Raw genomic sequence first — 17,307 nt, forward strand, 5'->3', positions numbered from 1 at the left:
CAAAACAAAATAAATCGTGCATTCGTATTGGTTATAATGAAAAAAGTACATGAGGGGCTTCAAAATTTAAACTAACTCTGGATGAGTTTAGAAAAGGTGACTACATAAAAGAAACAAGAGGTTTTACGATAGTATATAGGGATGATTCAGCACATCATATTTGTAGACTACATATTACATACGAACAAGGTAAATTAAAATTAATTGATAAATCACTGACCTAAAAAGTCCCTGCACAAATGTATTGCTTCTTAATAGTTATAGGCATATTTTAAAAAGTCGCATGAAATTTTCGTTTCGAAAAAATCATGCGACCTTCCTTTTGATTCAATAATTTAAATGATACATGATGTATTACGACAATTTTGCTAATATCTCTCTTACAAAGGCTGGTTCATCTTTTGGTGTACGTGAAGTCACTATATTTTCACTAACAACAACCTCTTCATCCTTGTATTCTGCACCAGCTAATTTTAGATCGTCTCGAATTCCAATAAAAGAAGTAGCAGTCTTTCCTTTTAGTACATCTGCACTAATCATTACTTGAGGACCATGACATATACCTGCTATTAATTTATTTTGGCTGTTTAATTCCTTAGTGAAACGAACAACATCTTCATTCACTCGTAACGCTTCTGGCGCACTGCCACCAGGTATAATTACTGCATCAAAATCATTCCCATTTACATCTGCAACAGCTACCTCTGTGGTATAGGATACAGTCCCTTTTTTCCCTTCACAAACTGCCCCTTTTTCTAATCCAACAATAGTTGTTTCATGTCCCGCTTCCTTAACCGCTTCATATGGTACCTTCATCTCTGAATCTTCATAATTTTTAGCTAATAAAAATGCTACTTTTGCCATGTAATATTCCTCCCATGAAATACAATTTATAAAGCGTTTTCATTATTACTATAAACTAGTACTCTATTAGTTTCAAAGATTTAACCATTTTCAGACGGAAATTAAAAACACTACGAAAAAATTTAACGGGTTTACTTGTGAGGTGTAAAACGTCAAATCGCAGATGAATACACATAGTAAATCACACAACTTTTACAACTGAAATCACATTATAATTCGCATATTAAAAACAGCACAAATTCTTCGTCCGTTTCTTTCATATTTGCTTATCGAACGCATCCGTTAGTGCAATAGTTGAAAACTCCCTATCAATCATTCTTTAATACTATCAAGCAAAATATAACCAAAAATAACTCCAGTAATCGTTATGATGGAGGTGTCAAATGACGCTGATAATAACAAAGTGAACGGTAAAGTAAATGGAAAGAAAGCAGAGGATATTCCCCATAAGAAGTGGCTAAAAGTAACATAAAAAGCGGGTATTCCGATTACAAGCAACTTCATGTAATCCAAACTCCATTTTCTTCCTTCTTTGATTTCTTTCACTAATATGGGTGCTCTCAAAAGCATGCCAATAATGACTGGGAACAATTGAAGATAAAGAGCATGGTGAACGTATACAAAATTATCTACTCGAATAATGCTGTCATAATTTTGCGTGGATTGTCCTATTCTGTGCCCCAAATACATAACTCCCCCTATAATTATCGTCCATACAAGATAATATATGAAATGTTGCATATGAATCTTCTTTCTCATTTTATTAACCTCCCCGTTAGCACCTTAACAACAATAATTTGTTACCTAACAAAGTCATCTATAATATCAACAACTTGTAAATAATTTAATTCAATTCCTCGAGAGTAACCTCCTTGTACTGGGTCAGTATACCAAGCGTTTATATTTTGACCAACTTCAAGGTCTTTAAAGGATATTTCGTCTTTTTCTTCATTAAAAAATGTAGATACATCCGTAATTATAAATGTAATTGTTGGGGCTGCGTATACATTATCAGCAGATACTTTGACTGCAGTATTCGCTTCATCAACATCAATGATATGACCAATCACATCTGTTTTTTCAAAATCTCTGTCAGGTTGAACGGTAGAACAAGCAATTAATAAAGAAAAGCTTATAATAAAAACTAATGATTTGCTTATATAATTCATCAGATTTCCCCCTCATCAATTATATTAGTAATCTTATTGTTAATTGAATACGGCATATTAGTATATCAATTACCATCCACTTCCATTGGTTGTTATCATATATAAATTCTGTCTTTTCTCTACCTTCATTTTTTAGTGATTAGGTTTTATCGCTTAATCTGCTTCTTACCTTAAACAACATTAGTCATAGGGATTATTAATCCCTTCTGTATGTTCGATAATGTGGTAAAAGATATCCAAATAACCATCTTTCTCCAACAGCGACAACGACCTGTTAGTGAAAATTAAAGGAACGTGTAATAGATAATTCCCGAAATCACTATCAGGGGAATAAAGAAAATACAAATAAACAGTAGAGACTTCTTATAAGCCTTGATATAAGAACGTAAATTCATCCCCTTATCTTCATTTGTAGCTAATTCCATTGCTAAGTAGACAATGACTAGCAACGCTATTCCAATAGCGATTACCCAATTCATTTCTACCACCTCCAAATTGTTGTGGAAATCTCCCCGTTTCTTTAAGTACATCACTTCATAAAATCTGTAAATATCTCTAGTCTATTTTAACATAAATATCCAAATCCTTTTCTTTCACATTAGAATTCACATGGCAAATCACATCAAAATCACAAGTAGGAAATATTTATTTCCACTTATGCGAATAGTGGTGTGAATTACTGTGTGATTTCCTGCATGTTTAACAATAAAACACTGATATAACAACAAAAAAACACATGTGATTCTTTCTGTAAAATCGCATGTGTTTTTGCTTTTGAATTATTTGTTTGCACACCTGAAGTAAAACCGTTAGAAAAAATTCGTAATGTTTTTATAAAGTTAGTTTAGTTTAATTATTGAGACTCATTTATTTAATTCATCTAATATTGAATAAAGTTCTTCTAAATGTGTTATTTCATAAGTAGGAATTACCTCGTTACGTTCTTTATTATGTCTATTTAACCAAACGGATTTAATTCCTACACGACTAGACCCTAATATATCAGTCATCAAATTATCTCCCACCATGATAACTTCATCTTTATTTAATTCCATAAGAGATAAAGCGTGTTCAAATATAGTCGGATCCGGCTTCCCTCTTCCAAATGCACCAGAAATGACAATCTGATCAAAATATGGAACAAGTTCTGGCGTGATATCAAGCTTCGTATTTTGTAAATCAGGAGAACCATTTGTTAATAGTAATAATTTGTATTCATCATTTAATTTATCTAACACCTTAAACGTTTCGTCATAAACATGAGGTTTTTGACGTCGTTCTTTAGGAAATCGTTCTGCTAGTTCTTCTCCAAATCCAGGATCGTCTATTCCTAACTCTAGTAATCCCTTTGTCCATGCATCCTTACGGTAGGTAGGAACTTTGTCTTTCATTTTTCTGAAGTTATCGTCATCGTCTAAGAAATTACCCCACAGTCCTTCAAATGGATTAATTCCAATCATTTGAGTAAAATCATAAAAATCATAAGATGAATATAAATCCCTTGCATGTTTGCGAACAGTTTCTTCTAACTTCTCTGGATCAACATCATATTTTGTTTGTGCATATTCACACGTAGCCTCAAAGGCATCCTTAATACTCTTCTGATCCCAAAGTAGTGTATCATCTAAGTCAAAAAATATTGCTTTAATCATTATGTAAGCACCCCTAAACGAAATAATTTCTGAAAACTTTGCTCATGTAATCAAAATTACATTAATTTCAACACGAAGTAAATAGATTTTCACTATCTTTCATATTACAAGCTGAAAATTCTCATAATAATACAGTTATACATTACAAAAATATAGGAGTTTTATAAATGCGGTTAGGATATGCTTGCATCAACTTATCATTACCAACGAAATTTAAAACGTGTCGTCTAGCTACCTTTTATCAAAGAGGTCCTTCGATTATAAAAGAATTAAGCGTACATAACCTACAAAATGTATTAGCTGCTTTAGAATGGAATCGTTCCCACAACATTCTATTTTATCGAATGAGTACCGGCATTGTGCCATTAGGTAGTCACGAAAAAATGACTTGGGATTGGTGGAATGATGAAGATATACTTCAATTAACAAAACAAATTAAAAAGTACAAAGATAAATACAATATGCGTTTATCCATGCATCCAGGTCAATTTACCTTGCTGAATACACCAAAGGAAGATGTTTTAGAACGATCCATCGCTGACTTAGAGTACCATGATAAGCTCTTACAGCTTGTAGGTGGAACAGATATGATTATTCATGGTGGTGGTGAATATGGCAATCTGGATCTAGCAAAGGCACGCTTTATCGAAAACTATAAGAAATTGTCCTCAAGTATTAAAAGGAAACTACGATTAGAAAATGATGATCGTACATACACGTTATCGGATGTAATTGATATTTATAAGGAGAGCAGTATCCCTATATGCTTCGATATCCATCATCACAACTGTAACAATCCTGATCAACCTATAGAATTACTATTAGATCATGTATTTACATCTTGGGACAAAGTAGGAATCCCGAAAGTTCATATTAGCTCTGGGAAAGAACACATAAATGATCGTCGTCATCATGATTACGTTTTTGAAAAAGACTTCTTATCCCTCCTGTCAGTATTAAAGGATAAGGATGTTGATATTATGGTAGAAGCTAAAATGAAAGAATTAGCTGTGTTAAAAATACAAAAAGAAGTGTATAAGAAATTATAATTCCTTTTGAAAAATTGTACGGCTCCGTCCCGCACCCATACCTACTATTACCATAACAATAACAATAAATAAAAAAATGAATAAAGGTATTGCAACAGAGTTGGTAATATCTAGAAGATATCCGATAAGGAATGGGCCAATTGCTGCAAAGCTGTATCCTACTGATTGGGCCATGCCTGATAATTGAGCTGCTTGGCTAGCATTAGCAGCTCTTAATCCAAGTAAAGTAAGCGCTAGACTTATGGCAGAACCTTGCCCTAGCCCTATAAGAATGATAGCAAATAGAGTAAAAATAACATTATTAGTAGTTAAAAGGATCATTAAACCAGTTACGTAGAGTGTACCAATCATAAGTACTATACCTTGTTGATTTCTTAACCGATCTGCGAATATAGGAGTAAAGAATGCCATCGGTAGACCAGCAATTTGCATTATCGAAAGCATCCAGCCCGCTACAGTAATGCTAACATTCCCTCCACTAAGGATTTCTGGAAGCCACGCTATCATGCAATAAAACAAAAAGGATTGAAACCCCATGAATATGGTTACTTGCCAAGCTATTTTAGATTTCCATATGGATGAATTAGACTCAGCATGGGTAGGTTCTATCTTAAAGCTTTTATTCTGAGAACGATAATGAAGCTGTGGTATCCAAAACAAAACTGCCGCTACTGCTAGTACACTCCATATTAATAACGTTTGTTGCCAATTCAAATGAAAAATATTCGCAATAGGAATAGTCAATCCTGATCCTAGAGCTGCAAATCCTGACATAGAAGTAGTATAAATTGCCGTTAAAAGACCTATATTTTCAGGGAATCTATTTTTTACAATACTCGGTAGTAACACATTAGAAATAGCAATCCCAATGCCTACTAATGCAGTTCCAATAAACAAAAATGAAATAAATCCTGTTGATCGTATAATCATCCCAGTAATTAACGTACATAAACCTGCAAATACCATCCATTCGTTACTGTAGCGATAACCTAGCTTTGGAGCTACTAGTGAAAAAAATGCAAACGAAAGCAGTGGAATCGTAGTAATTAAACCCGCAATACCATTAGAGATAGTTAAGTCTGTTCTTATATAACCAATTAAAGGACCTACGGAAGTAATAGCAGGCCTCAAATTAAATGACACAAAAAGAATTCCTACTATCAATAAAATCTTATTAACGGTAATAATTTTAGGTTTTATTAATGGTTGACTTTCCACATGTATTACCCCTTTTATATGAGTGAAGCTCTAGCGTGTTAGGTAAACACACTAGAGCTCCATTAATTATGGATCTGAATCAAACTTGTTTTCCCTTGACTACAAAAGTTTCCAAGGGTATTTTAATAAAATCCTATGTCATCAATCATAACTTTTCCTGGAGCATCTTTAAAATGAAAAGTTATTTTGCTAATTGAATCCGGCTGAAAATCTTCATAAACCTCTTCAATATCACTTAACGATAATATATACGTTTGAAAAATAGGTTCATTTGATTCGCTATATTTCCCATCTCTGAACAATTGATCAGACCAACTAAATTTCGTATATTGAGTATTGAACTGCGATGGATAAAAATCTTGTGAATCTAGCGTAAAGCTACTACCTGTTTTCGTTTCAAGTTCAATATTTACTGTTGGTATCATTGGACTTCCATTATTATTTACTTCCATGTCTCTTCCAAGGTTAGCCATAGAAAACGTAAGCTTTTCTGGTGAATCTGACATTACATTTTCATAAAATTCTTCACTAATATTAATAGAATATTCACCTGTTTGATACCACTCTAAAACGACTCCATCTGTGTTCTTATTATTTCTACGACGGTCCTCTGCAGCTTTTACTTCCCATGTAGCGAAACCAGTTGCTTCAGCTGTAATATTATGATGAAATGACTCCTTATCTTGATTACGATTAAATCGTACTAATGGTACGAATTCTCCACTCTCATATCTGCTTATATATTGAGTAGCCGGTAGCCAATTTAGCCCATAGCGGTAATCCTTAAATAGTGGAACATATTGTTCATCACCATGTAACGCTGTTTCAAGAAAGGCGGATATATAAACCATTGCGATCTCTCTTTGATCTGATGCATCCATAATACTACTACCGTCAAGAAACAACCCACCAGGAAGACTCATATCTCTTCTTCCCCAATCCTCATTAAATTGGCTGTGATTAGCATTTTCAATATAAACATATGATTTAAATCGTGTGGATCCTTGCTCAAAATAAGTCCGATTATATTGGCGGTCACCTCTGAAATTATTAACATCTCCATCATAAGAGCCATGCAATACTAAATAATACGTATTTTCTAATGCTGGAGACTTTCCATCTGTTCTTCGATCTGTAGGAGCTAAGCCAACTACTGCTTGAATGCCAAAATCCTCAACACCATCTAATGAATCATCTTCGGAAAACCATGTAGTATAATCTGCAGCCATTACAGCAGCTTGACCACCTCTAGAATGACCAATTAAAGCGATATTTCCCATATCAACTTTCTCAGAAAAAGGATTATCATACTTGCTGTTAAATTTTTCAATTTGCAGAAGATGATGAAGAAAAAACCATGCCCTTAATTCATAATTTCTACTAGTGCTACCTGTCCAATTAGAATAATTTAAAAAGTTCTGATCTATGGATATTGCAATAAAACCTCTACTTGCTAATAATTCACCCAAATAACCATAGCCATCATCAGAAAAGTTTTCCATCGTGTGATTCCCATGGGTAATTAATACAAGAGGAAATTTACCTTCCCCTTCTGGCATCCATACACGCCCATTTAGAGGAAGATTTTTTTCGTCAAATCCCCAAAAAAGCTTCCTCTCCCATGACCATGTATTACTATATCCCGAAGCATCTACCGAATCAGAGATCAAGGTTACATCTTCACCGAACTCACCTCTATGGTTATCCTGACCATTCCCATACGTAAAATAAGTATAAGAGTAAGGACCAGGATCAGAAGGATTATTATCCGTTAGAGGAATAATATAATCTCCCTGTCCATTGTTAGAAAAAACGGGCATGATATCCCCTTTTGACGATGGCCAAAAAATAAAACACATGATTATAAACAAAGGAAAAATTGTTAATGAAACTCTTTTACGTACACTAAATTCTTCCTTTGTTAAGACCCCAATTATCATACCAAGTAAGATACTTAAAACAGTAAAGCTTATTGCAATAATCATAGAAAACCAAGTTCCAACGTTTTGATTGTTCAAAACATAATAAACCATAAGCCCTGTATATAATACATTACTCACGAATAAACGTGGAACCGGAACGTACATAAAGGATAATGTGGTAGCAAATAAAAAAGAACAAAGAACAATTAAAATGAGATTTAGGATAAAATAAACAACAATGTCAAAAAGTATACCTAAACCTATAGGATTTCCTATTCCTGTAGTTATTGCTGCTACACTTGTAGCAATGTATAGACCAATGCTCATCATTAACCAAAATCTTGTATCGTATTCCAATGTTTTTAAACATCTGAGTTGAAACCATTGAAAAAAAAGATTTAATCTTTTATGTATATTAGTTGGAATGGCCATTATCTCTTTTTACTCCTCTATAGTCTTATATTAGCATGCTATCATGCGATGGAATTTTTAAACCTAAATCAATCCTACCAAATAATCACCACAAAAATAAAGAAATAAGATATTCATAGATTTTATCATTAACTTCCATATTATAACATAACCCAATATCGTTAACTGATTCCTAAATGAAAATAGAAAAGTTAGCATTTACCCACTAACCTTTGATAAACTTATAGTAGATTATTACAAAAGGTGGTTAAAACATTATGAGTGAGTGTAAATTAGATCATAGTATAGAAGATGTACGTAAAAAATTAGAAGATCAATCCCCTTTTCTTCCTAGTTCACTACAAAAACAATTATCACATTATATAAATGAAAAAAGAACACAAGAAACATTAAATGAAGTATTTCATTTACTAAAAAAATACGACTTATCTTCAAAGGACGAACAAAAAGAAAGAATAAGTAAAATTACCGATCTGTTGAATGGAAACTAATTCAGAAGAGGTCAATTAAAATTGCTTTTAACATGTGAAAGGGAGGAATGTAGATGAATAGCGGTCTAAGTATCATTATCATTTTAGCTCTTCTCTTTGTTATTTTCACGTTATTATTATCACGATTCTTCCCTAAAAAAAGTATAAAATATATACCTTTTATTATTTGTTTTTCCATCTCCACTTATTTGATAATTTCTGCAAGACTGTCAACAGGTGGGTTTGAAGATTTAATTAAGGGTATTTGGGCAGTATTTTTATTTTATGGTGGTATTTGTAGTTTAATTACAGCTATCATAATAGACGTTTATAATCGTAACAAATCAAAAAGTATTAGTTAACTTGATACATTTTCCTACTTACCCTTAATTCCTCAGTAAATCCTTTATCATGTTTGTTGCACGGAGACAGATTTTCTTGGTTTCAGATACATCAAGCATAAAATATTCAGCTGTCTCCTGTATCGGACTTTTTCCATTAATAACTAACTTACCGTGATCAGCTAAATTTCTTCTTTCAATTTTCCTGAAATATTGAAAAACAGATCTTTCAGGCTCAGGAAGTCTCCTGATCATCTTGTCCCTTAATTGAAAATATGCATCTTTATCATACTCATCATACCTTTTCATTTCATATTCACTCCCATTAAAATTGTATTCCATACATAATTTCCATAACTTAGAAAAACCTAACGAGATAACTCGATAGGTTTTCCTTTACGCTATTTACCCTTTTATAAAATCTTAATCACGAGAAATATTTTCTTTTACTTAATTCATCCTCCTATTCGTTACTTTCCGGTGAAAAAGATCGCTTAGAGAATTCATCATCGAGCATAACGAGTGCATTGTTATCTCCTTGTATTCGTTTAAGCCTGTCAATGATACTATCGAATAAAGCTTCTTCTTCCACTTGTTCATCTAAGAAAAAGTTTAGAAACTGGATAGTGGCATGTTCTCTTTCATCCATGGCAATATCTGATAACTTATATATACTTTTTGTAACTTTTTGTTCTTGCTCATAAGCACTTTCGTAAACATCTAAAATGGATTTAAAATCATTCTTTGGCGTGTCATAACCAGATATAGTTACACGTTTCCCACGATCATTAATATATTTATAAAATTTCATAGCATGAAAACGTTCTTCCTCTGCTTGAACGAGGAAAAAGTTTGCAAAGCCGTCTAAGCTTTCTCCAGAACACCATGCTGCCATTGCCATGTAAGTATGTGCCGCTTCAAATTCACGGTTCATTTGGTCATTTAAAGCATTTAACATCTTTTTACTCAACATCAATATCACCCTTCATTTTCTTTTCTCCCCTATATTAAGTCTTGGTCATTAGCTCTATTTTTATTAAGATTACCAAAAAAATAACTAATCCTAATATAGAAATACGAATCATTCGTACCATTACTCTTCCCTTTCACCACAAGGGGCCACAGACAACCCGCCGAAGAAAATGTGTAAACATTTTCGAGGAGTCTCGTAGGATTCCAATCATTCCAATTGGATCAAAATTATTTTCATCTCCCGTGGTGCAAGTTTTTCTTGCATGTAAAGTCTACCCTGAAAATAAAATTATACTAAATAGTCTTTACTCGGATAGGAATACTCGCCTCTGTAATTAGATGCATTATAATGAGGATACTTTACTGGCTTATAAGCATCTTCCATGTATCCATCATCTTGAGTATAAATATACATGGTGTGATAATCCCATACAACAATTTCATCTCTTGCATCACCAGTAAGATCGATTGCTTCCGCACACATCTCTGGATGGCCATCATCTGGAAATGCTACACACATGTCTCCATTTCCATTGATAAGGCCACCTCGTTTAATATCTGGATTCAACAATATTAAATCAGATCCATCCCCTTTCCAGTTTACAGGGGTTATGACATTACCATTCAGCTCATTTTCAAGCTCCCATAATGGGTTTCCCTTCGAATCATAAAAATAAACAATTCCTTGGTGTCCCCAATAGTTAGTTACACATAATTCGAAGCCTTCCTTTTTTGGACAGTAGTTTCCTGTACTAACTCGCTGTGCATGACCTATATCATCCTTCATTACAATATTACCGTTATAATCCGCAATATAGAACCCTTCTGAACCAGAGACACATGCGATATGGCCTTCATTAGATCCTGCCATAAATTTACCTGAAATGATTTCGTCTGTATGGTCTTCTGTAATTGGTAGTTTCCAAATAATGTTACCTTTATGATCAAGAAGGTTATAACCGCAAAGAAGTTCATCATGGCCATCATTGTTAATATCAAAAGCATATGGAAAATGTCCCGTATTTGTTTCACTCTTAAATTTCCACATAAGCTCTAAATCACTATTTAAAGCATAAATACGACAATATCTGTCCTTCACAAGAATATCAGTTGGCCTTTCCTTTCCTGTAAAGTTAGCTATTCTAATTCCATCTGCATTAATCCTGTCAAAAGCATAAATATCATTAGGAACACCAATAAGTGTGGAATCATCATCATCTGAAAAAGGCATTTTCGCTTTCTTTTTAACTTTTCCAGTTCGCCCATCAAGAATCAATATTTCAAAATTTCTTGAAGTAATAACTTCGTCTATTCCATCGCCATCAATGTCATATACTTGAAGTGGCATATCGGCAGAAATTTGTCCTTCATCATATTTCGTTGAAGGCTCTCCAATTTGCCAAAGAATATTTCCATCTAAATCGAAAGCAGTAAGACAGCTTATATGGCCGTATGCATCTCTATGTACTCTCTTCTGACTTTGCGCAATAACTCCATACCACTTATCTCCCCCACAAAGATGTCCAAACCTTAATTGTCTCCCTGCACCAAAGTTCTTTAAGTCTATCTTTTTATAAAGCTTCATGTTAGGATATTGGTCACGGAGTTCAGTTAAATACTCCTCTTTATCCTTCACTTTTTCTTTAATGGCATCTATCGTCTTTTGATCTGCAGTAACAGTTATATTCTCAAATTGAGTAGGATCTGTTGCTGTCAAGCAGACCTTACCACCTTCAGCAACTCTATCATTCGAAATTTCAAAAACAAATTCGTTATTCACAAAACATTTGACAACGTTTTCATTACACTCCGCTTTTAACTCGTAAAAATCATCACAATTATACGTATACGGTTTACTTGCAAAAATTTCTTTTTTCATCTTATGACGATGCTCTAATCTAACTTCTCCATCTGCAAAAACAAGGGCTAATAAGTTCATACTATTATGAACACAAAATCCAATACCAGCAATGCCAGAAGTTTTAAACATCCTTATTTTTGATGTTACAACATAGTTAAACCAGTTAATATCACCACTCATTAACATTGGATGAGTAATATGAGGTTTATCCGTTTTAACTCTCATTTGTTCCATAAAATGCTTGCCTTCATCCTCTGTTACAATCCAAGATGCACCTGATCCGTTATAGGTATAATTACATACTGGATCTACCCATTTTCCTGCATATCCCTCATTTATTACATAATGGTACTCTCCTGTAGCCGAATGACTTTTATCGTAAGGTAATTCACCAATTTCAAAATCCATAAAATTTTCATTCAACAAATATTTCTCCATCTAATCCTCTCCCTTATTATAATGAAATTACATTAAACATTAACTCATACTTTTTTCAAATGGTTTTCCACTAGATATACGTAAAATATACTCCCTATCTGTAGGAACCTGAATGTCTTGTTAATTTAACTATTTCGTCATTGGTACGTTTTATTCCTGCTAACTAATCTACACTAAGTACACATGACCTCTTGCTAATCTCACTATTCTCCATAATCAACATCTTTTTTTCTTTTATCTCATTATGCTAATAAAGTGTTTTAGCATATTTTGTAAGAATGAAAAATAAGGAGTTGAATAAAATATTACTACTAATAATCGCAGTACAATGAATGAAAAGAAGTCATTGATTAGGGAGAACAGACAAATGAGAAATCACCTACTTAACACTTGGGACATACTTGACCCTTATTATCACAAAATAAGAAAATTTGCTTCTATTGAAACAGATGATAAGATATCTGTATTTCGTGTTCACTTGATAAAATATAAAGGTCCAACTCAAATCCTATCTGATGGTAATATCATTTTAAAAGGGGATTTATTAATAAAGATTCATCTACATAACATAAAAATAATAAAGCTTTTACAAACCATTACATCATCAAAGCAAAAAACATTGTTACTCTATCAAATGGTAAAAAAAGCGTTACCTAAGCTCGCAAAATATGTGAATGAACATGAACTACGAAATAAAATTAAAGGAATTTGTGGAGTAACGATGCTAAATAAATTAGTTGGAAGGCTTGGGTTTGAAATAAAGCCGATTCCTAGTTTAAGTTATCGTATTTTAAAATATTTTTCTCAATTACCAATACATTATATTTCAACAGGACTTGTTGCTAAACGATATGAAAAAAGGCGAGTTAGCTATTTGTTTATGTCAAAAAACGAGTTACTAAAACTTATTTAAGTACGACATTTCAATTTTATAATCGACGAATACATCTGACTGTCCTATAATTGAAGCGACAGTCATTTTAATTAACTGAGAGAGGATGAAGTGATTGATTGCTATTATATATGATCTAGAATTAGTAAAACGATTTAAGAAAGGACAGCTTAGTGAAATCGTTGAAATCGGAGCCTGTAAAGTAGATCTACAAAAAAAAGAGATTATAGATGAACTTCAAATATACATGCTACCAAGAAGTGGTTATATCCCTAAAAGCACGAGGAAATTTATAAAAATGACAAAGGAAGACGTAAAGAAAGCAATTCCTTTTAATCAAGGGATTGAACTATTTTCTTCTTGGCTTGGAGAAAATTATTACTTATGTTCTTGGGGAAAGGATGATAAAGTTCATCTAATGGATCAATGCCTAAGAAATAAAATACCATTAGATTGGTTTATCAATTATAACGATATCCAAAGACAAATTGGGAAAGCCCTAGGAAATGAAAATGCAAACGAGCAAGTAGGATTAAAAAAGGCGTTACAAATAGCTGATATTGACCCCATAGGGAAAGCACACAGAGGAATCGACGATACGATCAATACTGCATTATTATTTATAAAGTACATCGATCAAGTTACACTAATCGAAAACAAAATAACCGAAAAAGAATTAAAGCTACTAAAAAATAAACAGAAAAGAAAGAGAAAGGTATCTAGAAGAATAGATAAAACAAATCAAGAAAACAAATCCCACCATCCAAATCATGCTCCAAAATAAAGAGAGTCTGCAAACTTTTTAATGCAGGCTCTCTTTATTTTGGAGTAAAGACACTTTCGTTATGTTACTAATTAATTAATATAATAAGCAAACGTAGTATACAGCTACGTTTGTTAAATTATTTATCGAACTACTTCTCATCACTTACATATCTTTATTCAAGCGGCTTTCTTCCAGCATACCCCTCATTTACTCTGTGATAATGCTTTACTTCGTTCTCCCCTAATTTCCAACAAAGAAGTACCTCTTCCCCATTAATGATAGCAGGAAAATCTAAAAGGCCTAAATCTATTCCCTTTAATTGTACACCTGTATCATGAATATTTTTAACATGTACTTGTGCTTGAATCTCCAAGAATTCTAATTCACTTTCACAAGTGAAAATATCTTTTGATTGAGCATCTTTAAGGCCCTTCAGTTCCTTTAATTCTTTAAATTTCGTATGGAATTTTTCCTGAAGCTGTTGTAGTGTGACAATTTCTTTTTCCAATACAGGGATTAAGCTGTTTGCTTCCTCTATACTAAAGTATTTTTTGGACATGAAATCACCTCTATTTTAAGTATAGTTTAATGTGGCATTCAATTAAAGGATTTAGGATCATACAAGTTATTTTAAAAAGTAAAGTAGTCAACATAAAAACAGGCTAACAAACTAAAACAATTATACATTCTATTCATAACATACTTGTATAAGAGAAATATCACTGATCTACAAATACCTTTGAAACTCTTAAAAAGAAAGGGACGAGATAAATGTCTGTTCAATATTATCAAAAGTTTTGCCAAGATCATATCGGTCAAGATGTTGAAATTAGAGATCATCATGGGAAAACCTATGTAGGAAAAATTGAAAGAGTTGACCATGAGAATGTTTATTTACGTCAATCTCCTCCGCCTTCCCAGCATCAAGGTCCTGGACTATTTTTCTTACCTCTAGCTTTAGGTGCATTGATTGCTATCCCATTTGTTGGTATAGCTGGTGCCCGTCGTAGAGCATATTATTAATTAATGAGAAATAGTAATATGAAAACATACCCATACATTCAACAATTGAAACAGATATGTTAATTAGTACTTGTAATTTTAAACATTGGGATTCTTTTTCTCAAATCATTTTACAACTAACGAAAGAGCTGTTGCTCTTTCGTTAGTTGTGTTTAGGCTTAACTAGATTGGGAATAGAGTAATATATTCTTTAATTTTGAGGTGATTTTATATGAAAAAAGACCCTAACCATCCTCATGAACATGAAGATAGAAAATACAAAGAAAAGGTTGAAAAACGTTTAAGAAGAGATGAAGAAGCTATGCCTGTAGATGAAATACCAATTGAGGAAGTAAAAAAAGAATTAAAGGAAGAAAAGAAAAAACATGCAACAAAAAAAGATTCCACTACACATGATAGCTAGTATGATATATGTATAAACAACATGACAAAAAATATCGAGTATGGTTTCTATTTGAAACCATACTCGATATTTTTCTATTTATTATTCTTGCAACGATTTTACAAAATATCGTTCACCTTTGTCATCAATACTTTCTTTAAAGCCCACCTTATTTAAATATTTCATATGTTTCTCATTTGTTGTATAACTAACAAAATCCGTAAATCCTTTATCTTTGAAAAACTGTTTACTATTTTTAAAAATGTAGTTACCAACCTTAAAATCCCTATATTCTGGAACAACAAAATCAAGTTCTATCTTTAACGTATGTTCAGTGTATGTAGAAGCAATAAATACCCCAGCTGGAACTGTATTTCTTAAGATAAAAAAGCTAACTTCATAATTATTTTTTTGTAGCTTAGTTACTTCAGAAACCTTTTCAATTTCATTTTTATAAAACTCTAAAAAATAATGATAGTACTGCGAGTTTTTGTCGATTGGCATTGTCTTAAAGTACTCTTCGTCTGTACGATATATTTTTATCAAATAGTAAACATTGATTAATGCAATACCTAGATTCATTATACCTACTGGTAGAGCACCAATTAAAAAGCCATATATAGAAAAAATGGTGGAACCGATTAAATTAATCCATCTTAATTTTATAATGGAACTCATTAATAACGATATAAGTACAATCAGTGAAGCTAAGTATCCTAACCATTCTAACCAGTTTATCTGCAATTTATCAATACCCTCCTTTTATCTCAAGACCATCCATACTTATAACACAGTCTTGTGTACTTTGTCTACTTCGACCAATTACAGTTTAATCTTATTATTTCCAAATAAGAAAATGATACTATAAAATACCCCTATTCCTATGTAGCTTAATAGTGAAATTTAGTAAAAAACAAATAGAGGTTGTCTCTTTGTTATGTTAAAGTGAACCTATAGAGACAACCTTTTTTTTACAAACATCATTAGATTAAAAATATGGTTTTTGATCGTAGCTTTCATAAAGTTTCTTCTCGTCTTCTCTTGATAAAGGAGTTGTTAAATCAAACAATGGTCCTTCTTCAATTTTCTCCTTTTTCACATCAACAGTTATTTTCTTCTCATCTACGGAAAAATAACTAACCCAATCTGTTGAGAGAACTGCAAACTTTTCTGTTAACAAATTGTTGAAATTTACTACGAGATAGCGAACCTTCCAATTTTCATCGTCAATGATAAAATCAGTTACACGACCTATCTCCTCATCCATTGCATGTACATGATAGCCAAAAAGGTCACCTGATACATCTTTAACACTACGGATATGATTTTCTTTTTCATCTAAAGTGGTTAGCTCTTCTTTCGTTGGCATTTGTTCTCTTAACTCTACTGGCGTGTAATAATCTCCCCATAAGCTAACACTTCCTGAATACCCCCAATATTGTGGCCATCCATAATATGAATTGATCATTATCTCATGTTGTCTTGTAATAGGTATTTCTTCATCCATATGGGGACTGTCTTTAATGTTATCCTTTGTCTCAAAAACTTTTACAGTTAAGGATTCAGGTTCAATATAGTCAAATGAAATAGGAGAAAGTAACACTTTTCTTCCTGGTAACCACTTGCGTGTGTCCACAACTAAATATCGAACAACCCAATCATCATCAAAGTAAATATCTTTAACTTTTCCAAGTTCACCGTCAGTTCCTTGAATATTATATTGCTGTAACTGATGTGCAAAGACGAACATGAAAAACTCCTCCTTTATATATATTACATATTAGCCTAATGAAATAGCCTTATAGTATTTGTAACCTAATAGAATGTGTCACAAACATTACCTTTATTATCATCCT

General features: G+C 32.6%; 20 protein-coding genes. 7 read left to right on the top strand and 13 right to left on the bottom strand.

Annotated features, from left to right (window positions below):
* Positions 1–354: 354 nt before the first annotated feature.
* The 5 genes from QA612_RS13085 to QA612_RS13105 form a co-directional block, all read right to left on the bottom strand.
* Positions 355–864 carry a type 1 glutamine amidotransferase domain-containing protein gene (locus QA612_RS13085; protein ID WP_278284262.1) on the bottom strand — a complete coding sequence of 170 codons (510 nt, stop codon included), beginning with the start codon at positions 862–864 and terminating at the stop codon, positions 355–357.
* Positions 865–1,176: 312 nt separating this feature from the next.
* Entirely contained in the window at positions 1,177–1,623 is a 447-nt protein-coding gene (locus QA612_RS13090) for a hypothetical protein (RefSeq protein ID WP_278284263.1), read from the bottom strand.
* Positions 1,624–1,664: 41 nt separating this feature from the next.
* The gene (locus tag QA612_RS13095; RefSeq protein WP_278284264.1) at positions 1,665–2,033 is read right to left on the bottom strand and encodes a hypothetical protein; all 369 of its coding nucleotides are present in this window, start codon (positions 2,031–2,033) and stop codon (positions 1,665–1,667) included.
* Between the two features lie 284 nt (positions 2,034–2,317).
* Positions 2,318–2,512 (bottom strand): DUF624 domain-containing protein, encoded by a 195-nt coding sequence (locus QA612_RS13100; protein ID WP_278284265.1) that lies wholly within the window; start codon positions 2,510–2,512, stop codon positions 2,318–2,320.
* A gap of 384 nt (positions 2,513–2,896) precedes the next feature.
* A complete protein-coding gene (locus QA612_RS13105) occupies positions 2,897–3,685 on the bottom strand; it encodes an HAD family hydrolase (protein WP_278284266.1) in 789 nt (262 codons plus the stop codon).
* A gap of 167 nt (positions 3,686–3,852) precedes the next feature.
* Here QA612_RS13105 and uvsE point away from each other — a divergent pair, with 167 nt between their 5' ends.
* Positions 3,853–4,734: a UV DNA damage repair endonuclease UvsE gene (uvsE, locus tag QA612_RS13110; protein ID WP_278284267.1), complete on the top strand. Its 882-nt coding sequence runs from the start codon at positions 3,853–3,855 to the stop codon at positions 4,732–4,734.
* Here uvsE and QA612_RS13115 read toward each other — a convergent pair.
* Together QA612_RS13115 and QA612_RS13120 are read right to left on the bottom strand one after the other, a co-directional pair.
* On the bottom strand, positions 4,729–5,952 hold the full coding sequence (locus QA612_RS13115; protein ID WP_278284268.1) for a CynX/NimT family MFS transporter: 1,224 nt from the start codon (positions 5,950–5,952) through the stop codon (positions 4,729–4,731). The genes uvsE and QA612_RS13115 overlap by 6 nt on opposite strands.
* Before the next feature lie 122 nt (positions 5,953–6,074).
* A complete protein-coding gene (locus QA612_RS13120; RefSeq protein WP_278284269.1) occupies positions 6,075–8,306 on the bottom strand; it encodes a poly(ethylene terephthalate) hydrolase family protein in 2,232 nt (743 codons plus the stop codon).
* A 257-nt stretch (positions 8,307–8,563) separates the two neighbouring features.
* Here QA612_RS13120 and QA612_RS13125 point away from each other — a divergent pair, with 257 nt between their 5' ends.
* Both QA612_RS13125 and QA612_RS13130 read left to right on the top strand, forming a co-directional pair.
* Entirely contained in the window at positions 8,564–8,797 is a 234-nt protein-coding gene (locus tag QA612_RS13125) for a hypothetical protein (RefSeq protein WP_278284270.1), read from the top strand.
* 53 nt (positions 8,798–8,850) lie between these two features.
* Positions 8,851–9,138, top strand: coding sequence for a hypothetical protein (locus tag QA612_RS13130; protein ID WP_278284271.1), 288 nt, complete (start codon positions 8,851–8,853; stop codon positions 9,136–9,138).
* Between the two features lie 24 nt (positions 9,139–9,162).
* Here QA612_RS13130 and QA612_RS13135 read toward each other — a convergent pair whose 3' ends face one another.
* From QA612_RS13135 to QA612_RS13145, 3 genes are all read right to left on the bottom strand, one after another.
* Complete coding sequence (locus QA612_RS13135; protein WP_278284272.1) at positions 9,163–9,426, bottom strand: hypothetical protein; 264 nt, start codon at positions 9,424–9,426, stop codon at positions 9,163–9,165.
* Positions 9,427–9,580: 154 nt separating this feature from the next.
* Positions 9,581–10,090: a ferritin gene (locus tag QA612_RS13140; RefSeq protein WP_278284273.1), complete on the bottom strand. Its 510-nt coding sequence runs from the start codon at positions 10,088–10,090 to the stop codon at positions 9,581–9,583.
* 288 nt (positions 10,091–10,378) lie between these two features.
* Complete coding sequence (locus QA612_RS13145; protein ID WP_278284274.1) at positions 10,379–12,388, bottom strand: hypothetical protein; 2,010 nt, start codon at positions 12,386–12,388, stop codon at positions 10,379–10,381.
* A 367-nt stretch (positions 12,389–12,755) separates the two neighbouring features.
* Here QA612_RS13145 and QA612_RS13150 point away from each other — a divergent pair, with 367 nt between their 5' ends.
* Positions 12,756–13,301 (top strand): YkoP family protein, encoded by a 546-nt coding sequence (locus tag QA612_RS13150; protein WP_278284275.1) that lies wholly within the window; start codon positions 12,756–12,758, stop codon positions 13,299–13,301.
* A 94-nt stretch (positions 13,302–13,395) separates the two neighbouring features.
* Positions 13,396–14,064, top strand: coding sequence for a 3'-5' exonuclease (locus QA612_RS13155; protein WP_278284276.1), 669 nt, complete (start codon positions 13,396–13,398; stop codon positions 14,062–14,064).
* A gap of 154 nt (positions 14,065–14,218) precedes the next feature.
* Here the strand turns inward: QA612_RS13155 and QA612_RS13160 are convergent, their stop codons facing one another.
* Positions 14,219–14,605, bottom strand: a complete 387-nt coding sequence (locus QA612_RS13160) for a DUF2203 domain-containing protein (RefSeq protein WP_278284277.1) — start codon at positions 14,603–14,605, stop codon at positions 14,219–14,221.
* A gap of 212 nt (positions 14,606–14,817) precedes the next feature.
* On the opposite strand from QA612_RS13160, the gene QA612_RS13165 reads away from it, so the two are divergent.
* Together QA612_RS13165 and QA612_RS13170 are read left to right on the top strand one after the other, a co-directional pair.
* On the top strand, positions 14,818–15,069 hold the full coding sequence (locus tag QA612_RS13165; RefSeq protein ID WP_278284278.1) for a hypothetical protein: 252 nt from the start codon (positions 14,818–14,820) through the stop codon (positions 15,067–15,069).
* A 211-nt stretch (positions 15,070–15,280) separates the two neighbouring features.
* Positions 15,281–15,472: a hypothetical protein gene (locus QA612_RS13170; protein ID WP_278284279.1), complete on the top strand. Its 192-nt coding sequence runs from the start codon at positions 15,281–15,283 to the stop codon at positions 15,470–15,472.
* A gap of 81 nt (positions 15,473–15,553) precedes the next feature.
* Here the strand turns inward: QA612_RS13170 and QA612_RS13175 are convergent, their stop codons facing one another.
* Together QA612_RS13175 and QA612_RS13180 are read right to left on the bottom strand one after the other, a co-directional pair.
* Entirely contained in the window at positions 15,554–16,195 is a 642-nt protein-coding gene (locus tag QA612_RS13175) for a hypothetical protein (protein WP_278284280.1), read from the bottom strand.
* Between the two features lie 244 nt (positions 16,196–16,439).
* Complete coding sequence (locus tag QA612_RS13180; RefSeq protein ID WP_278284281.1) at positions 16,440–17,201, bottom strand: PRC-barrel domain-containing protein; 762 nt, start codon at positions 17,199–17,201, stop codon at positions 16,440–16,442.
* Positions 17,202–17,307: the final 106 nt, after the last annotated feature.

The sequence above is a fragment of the Evansella sp. AB-P1 genome (assembly GCF_029688925.1).
Lineage (GTDB): Bacteria > Bacillota > Bacilli > Bacillales > Salisediminibacteriaceae > Evansella.

Coding starts and splice junctions, on each gene's coding strand:
- QA612_RS13160 (WP_278284277.1), bottom strand. CDS start 14,605: ATGTCCAAAAAATACTTTAGTATAGAGGAAGCAAACAGCTTAATCCCT.
- uvsE (WP_278284267.1), top strand. CDS start 3,853: ATGCGGTTAGGATATGCTTGCATCAACTTATCATTACCAACGAAATTT.
- QA612_RS13085 (WP_278284262.1), bottom strand. CDS start 864: ATGGCAAAAGTAGCATTTTTATTAGCTAAAAATTATGAAGATTCAGAG.
- QA612_RS13100 (WP_278284265.1), bottom strand. CDS start 2,512: ATGAATTGGGTAATCGCTATTGGAATAGCGTTGCTAGTCATTGTCTAC.
- QA612_RS13145 (WP_278284274.1), bottom strand. CDS start 12,388: ATGGAGAAATATTTGTTGAATGAAAATTTTATGGATTTTGAAATTGGT.
- QA612_RS13180 (WP_278284281.1), bottom strand. CDS start 17,201: ATGTTCGTCTTTGCACATCAGTTACAGCAATATAATATTCAAGGAACT.
- QA612_RS13095 (WP_278284264.1), bottom strand. CDS start 2,033: ATGAATTATATAAGCAAATCATTAGTTTTTATTATAAGCTTTTCTTTA.
- QA612_RS13135 (WP_278284272.1), bottom strand. CDS start 9,426: ATGAAAAGGTATGATGAGTATGATAAAGATGCATATTTTCAATTAAGG.
- QA612_RS13090 (WP_278284263.1), bottom strand. CDS start 1,623: ATGAGAAAGAAGATTCATATGCAACATTTCATATATTATCTTGTATGG.
- QA612_RS13150 (WP_278284275.1), top strand. CDS start 12,756: ATGAGAAATCACCTACTTAACACTTGGGACATACTTGACCCTTATTAT.
- QA612_RS13170 (WP_278284279.1), top strand. CDS start 15,281: ATGAAAAAAGACCCTAACCATCCTCATGAACATGAAGATAGAAAATAC.
- QA612_RS13140 (WP_278284273.1), bottom strand. CDS start 10,090: ATGTTGAGTAAAAAGATGTTAAATGCTTTAAATGACCAAATGAACCGT.
- QA612_RS13130 (WP_278284271.1), top strand. CDS start 8,851: ATGAATAGCGGTCTAAGTATCATTATCATTTTAGCTCTTCTCTTTGTT.
- QA612_RS13105 (WP_278284266.1), bottom strand. CDS start 3,685: ATGATTAAAGCAATATTTTTTGACTTAGATGATACACTACTTTGGGAT.
- QA612_RS13120 (WP_278284269.1), bottom strand. CDS start 8,306: ATGGCCATTCCAACTAATATACATAAAAGATTAAATCTTTTTTTTCAA.
- QA612_RS13165 (WP_278284278.1), top strand. CDS start 14,818: ATGTCTGTTCAATATTATCAAAAGTTTTGCCAAGATCATATCGGTCAA.
- QA612_RS13125 (WP_278284270.1), top strand. CDS start 8,564: ATGAGTGAGTGTAAATTAGATCATAGTATAGAAGATGTACGTAAAAAA.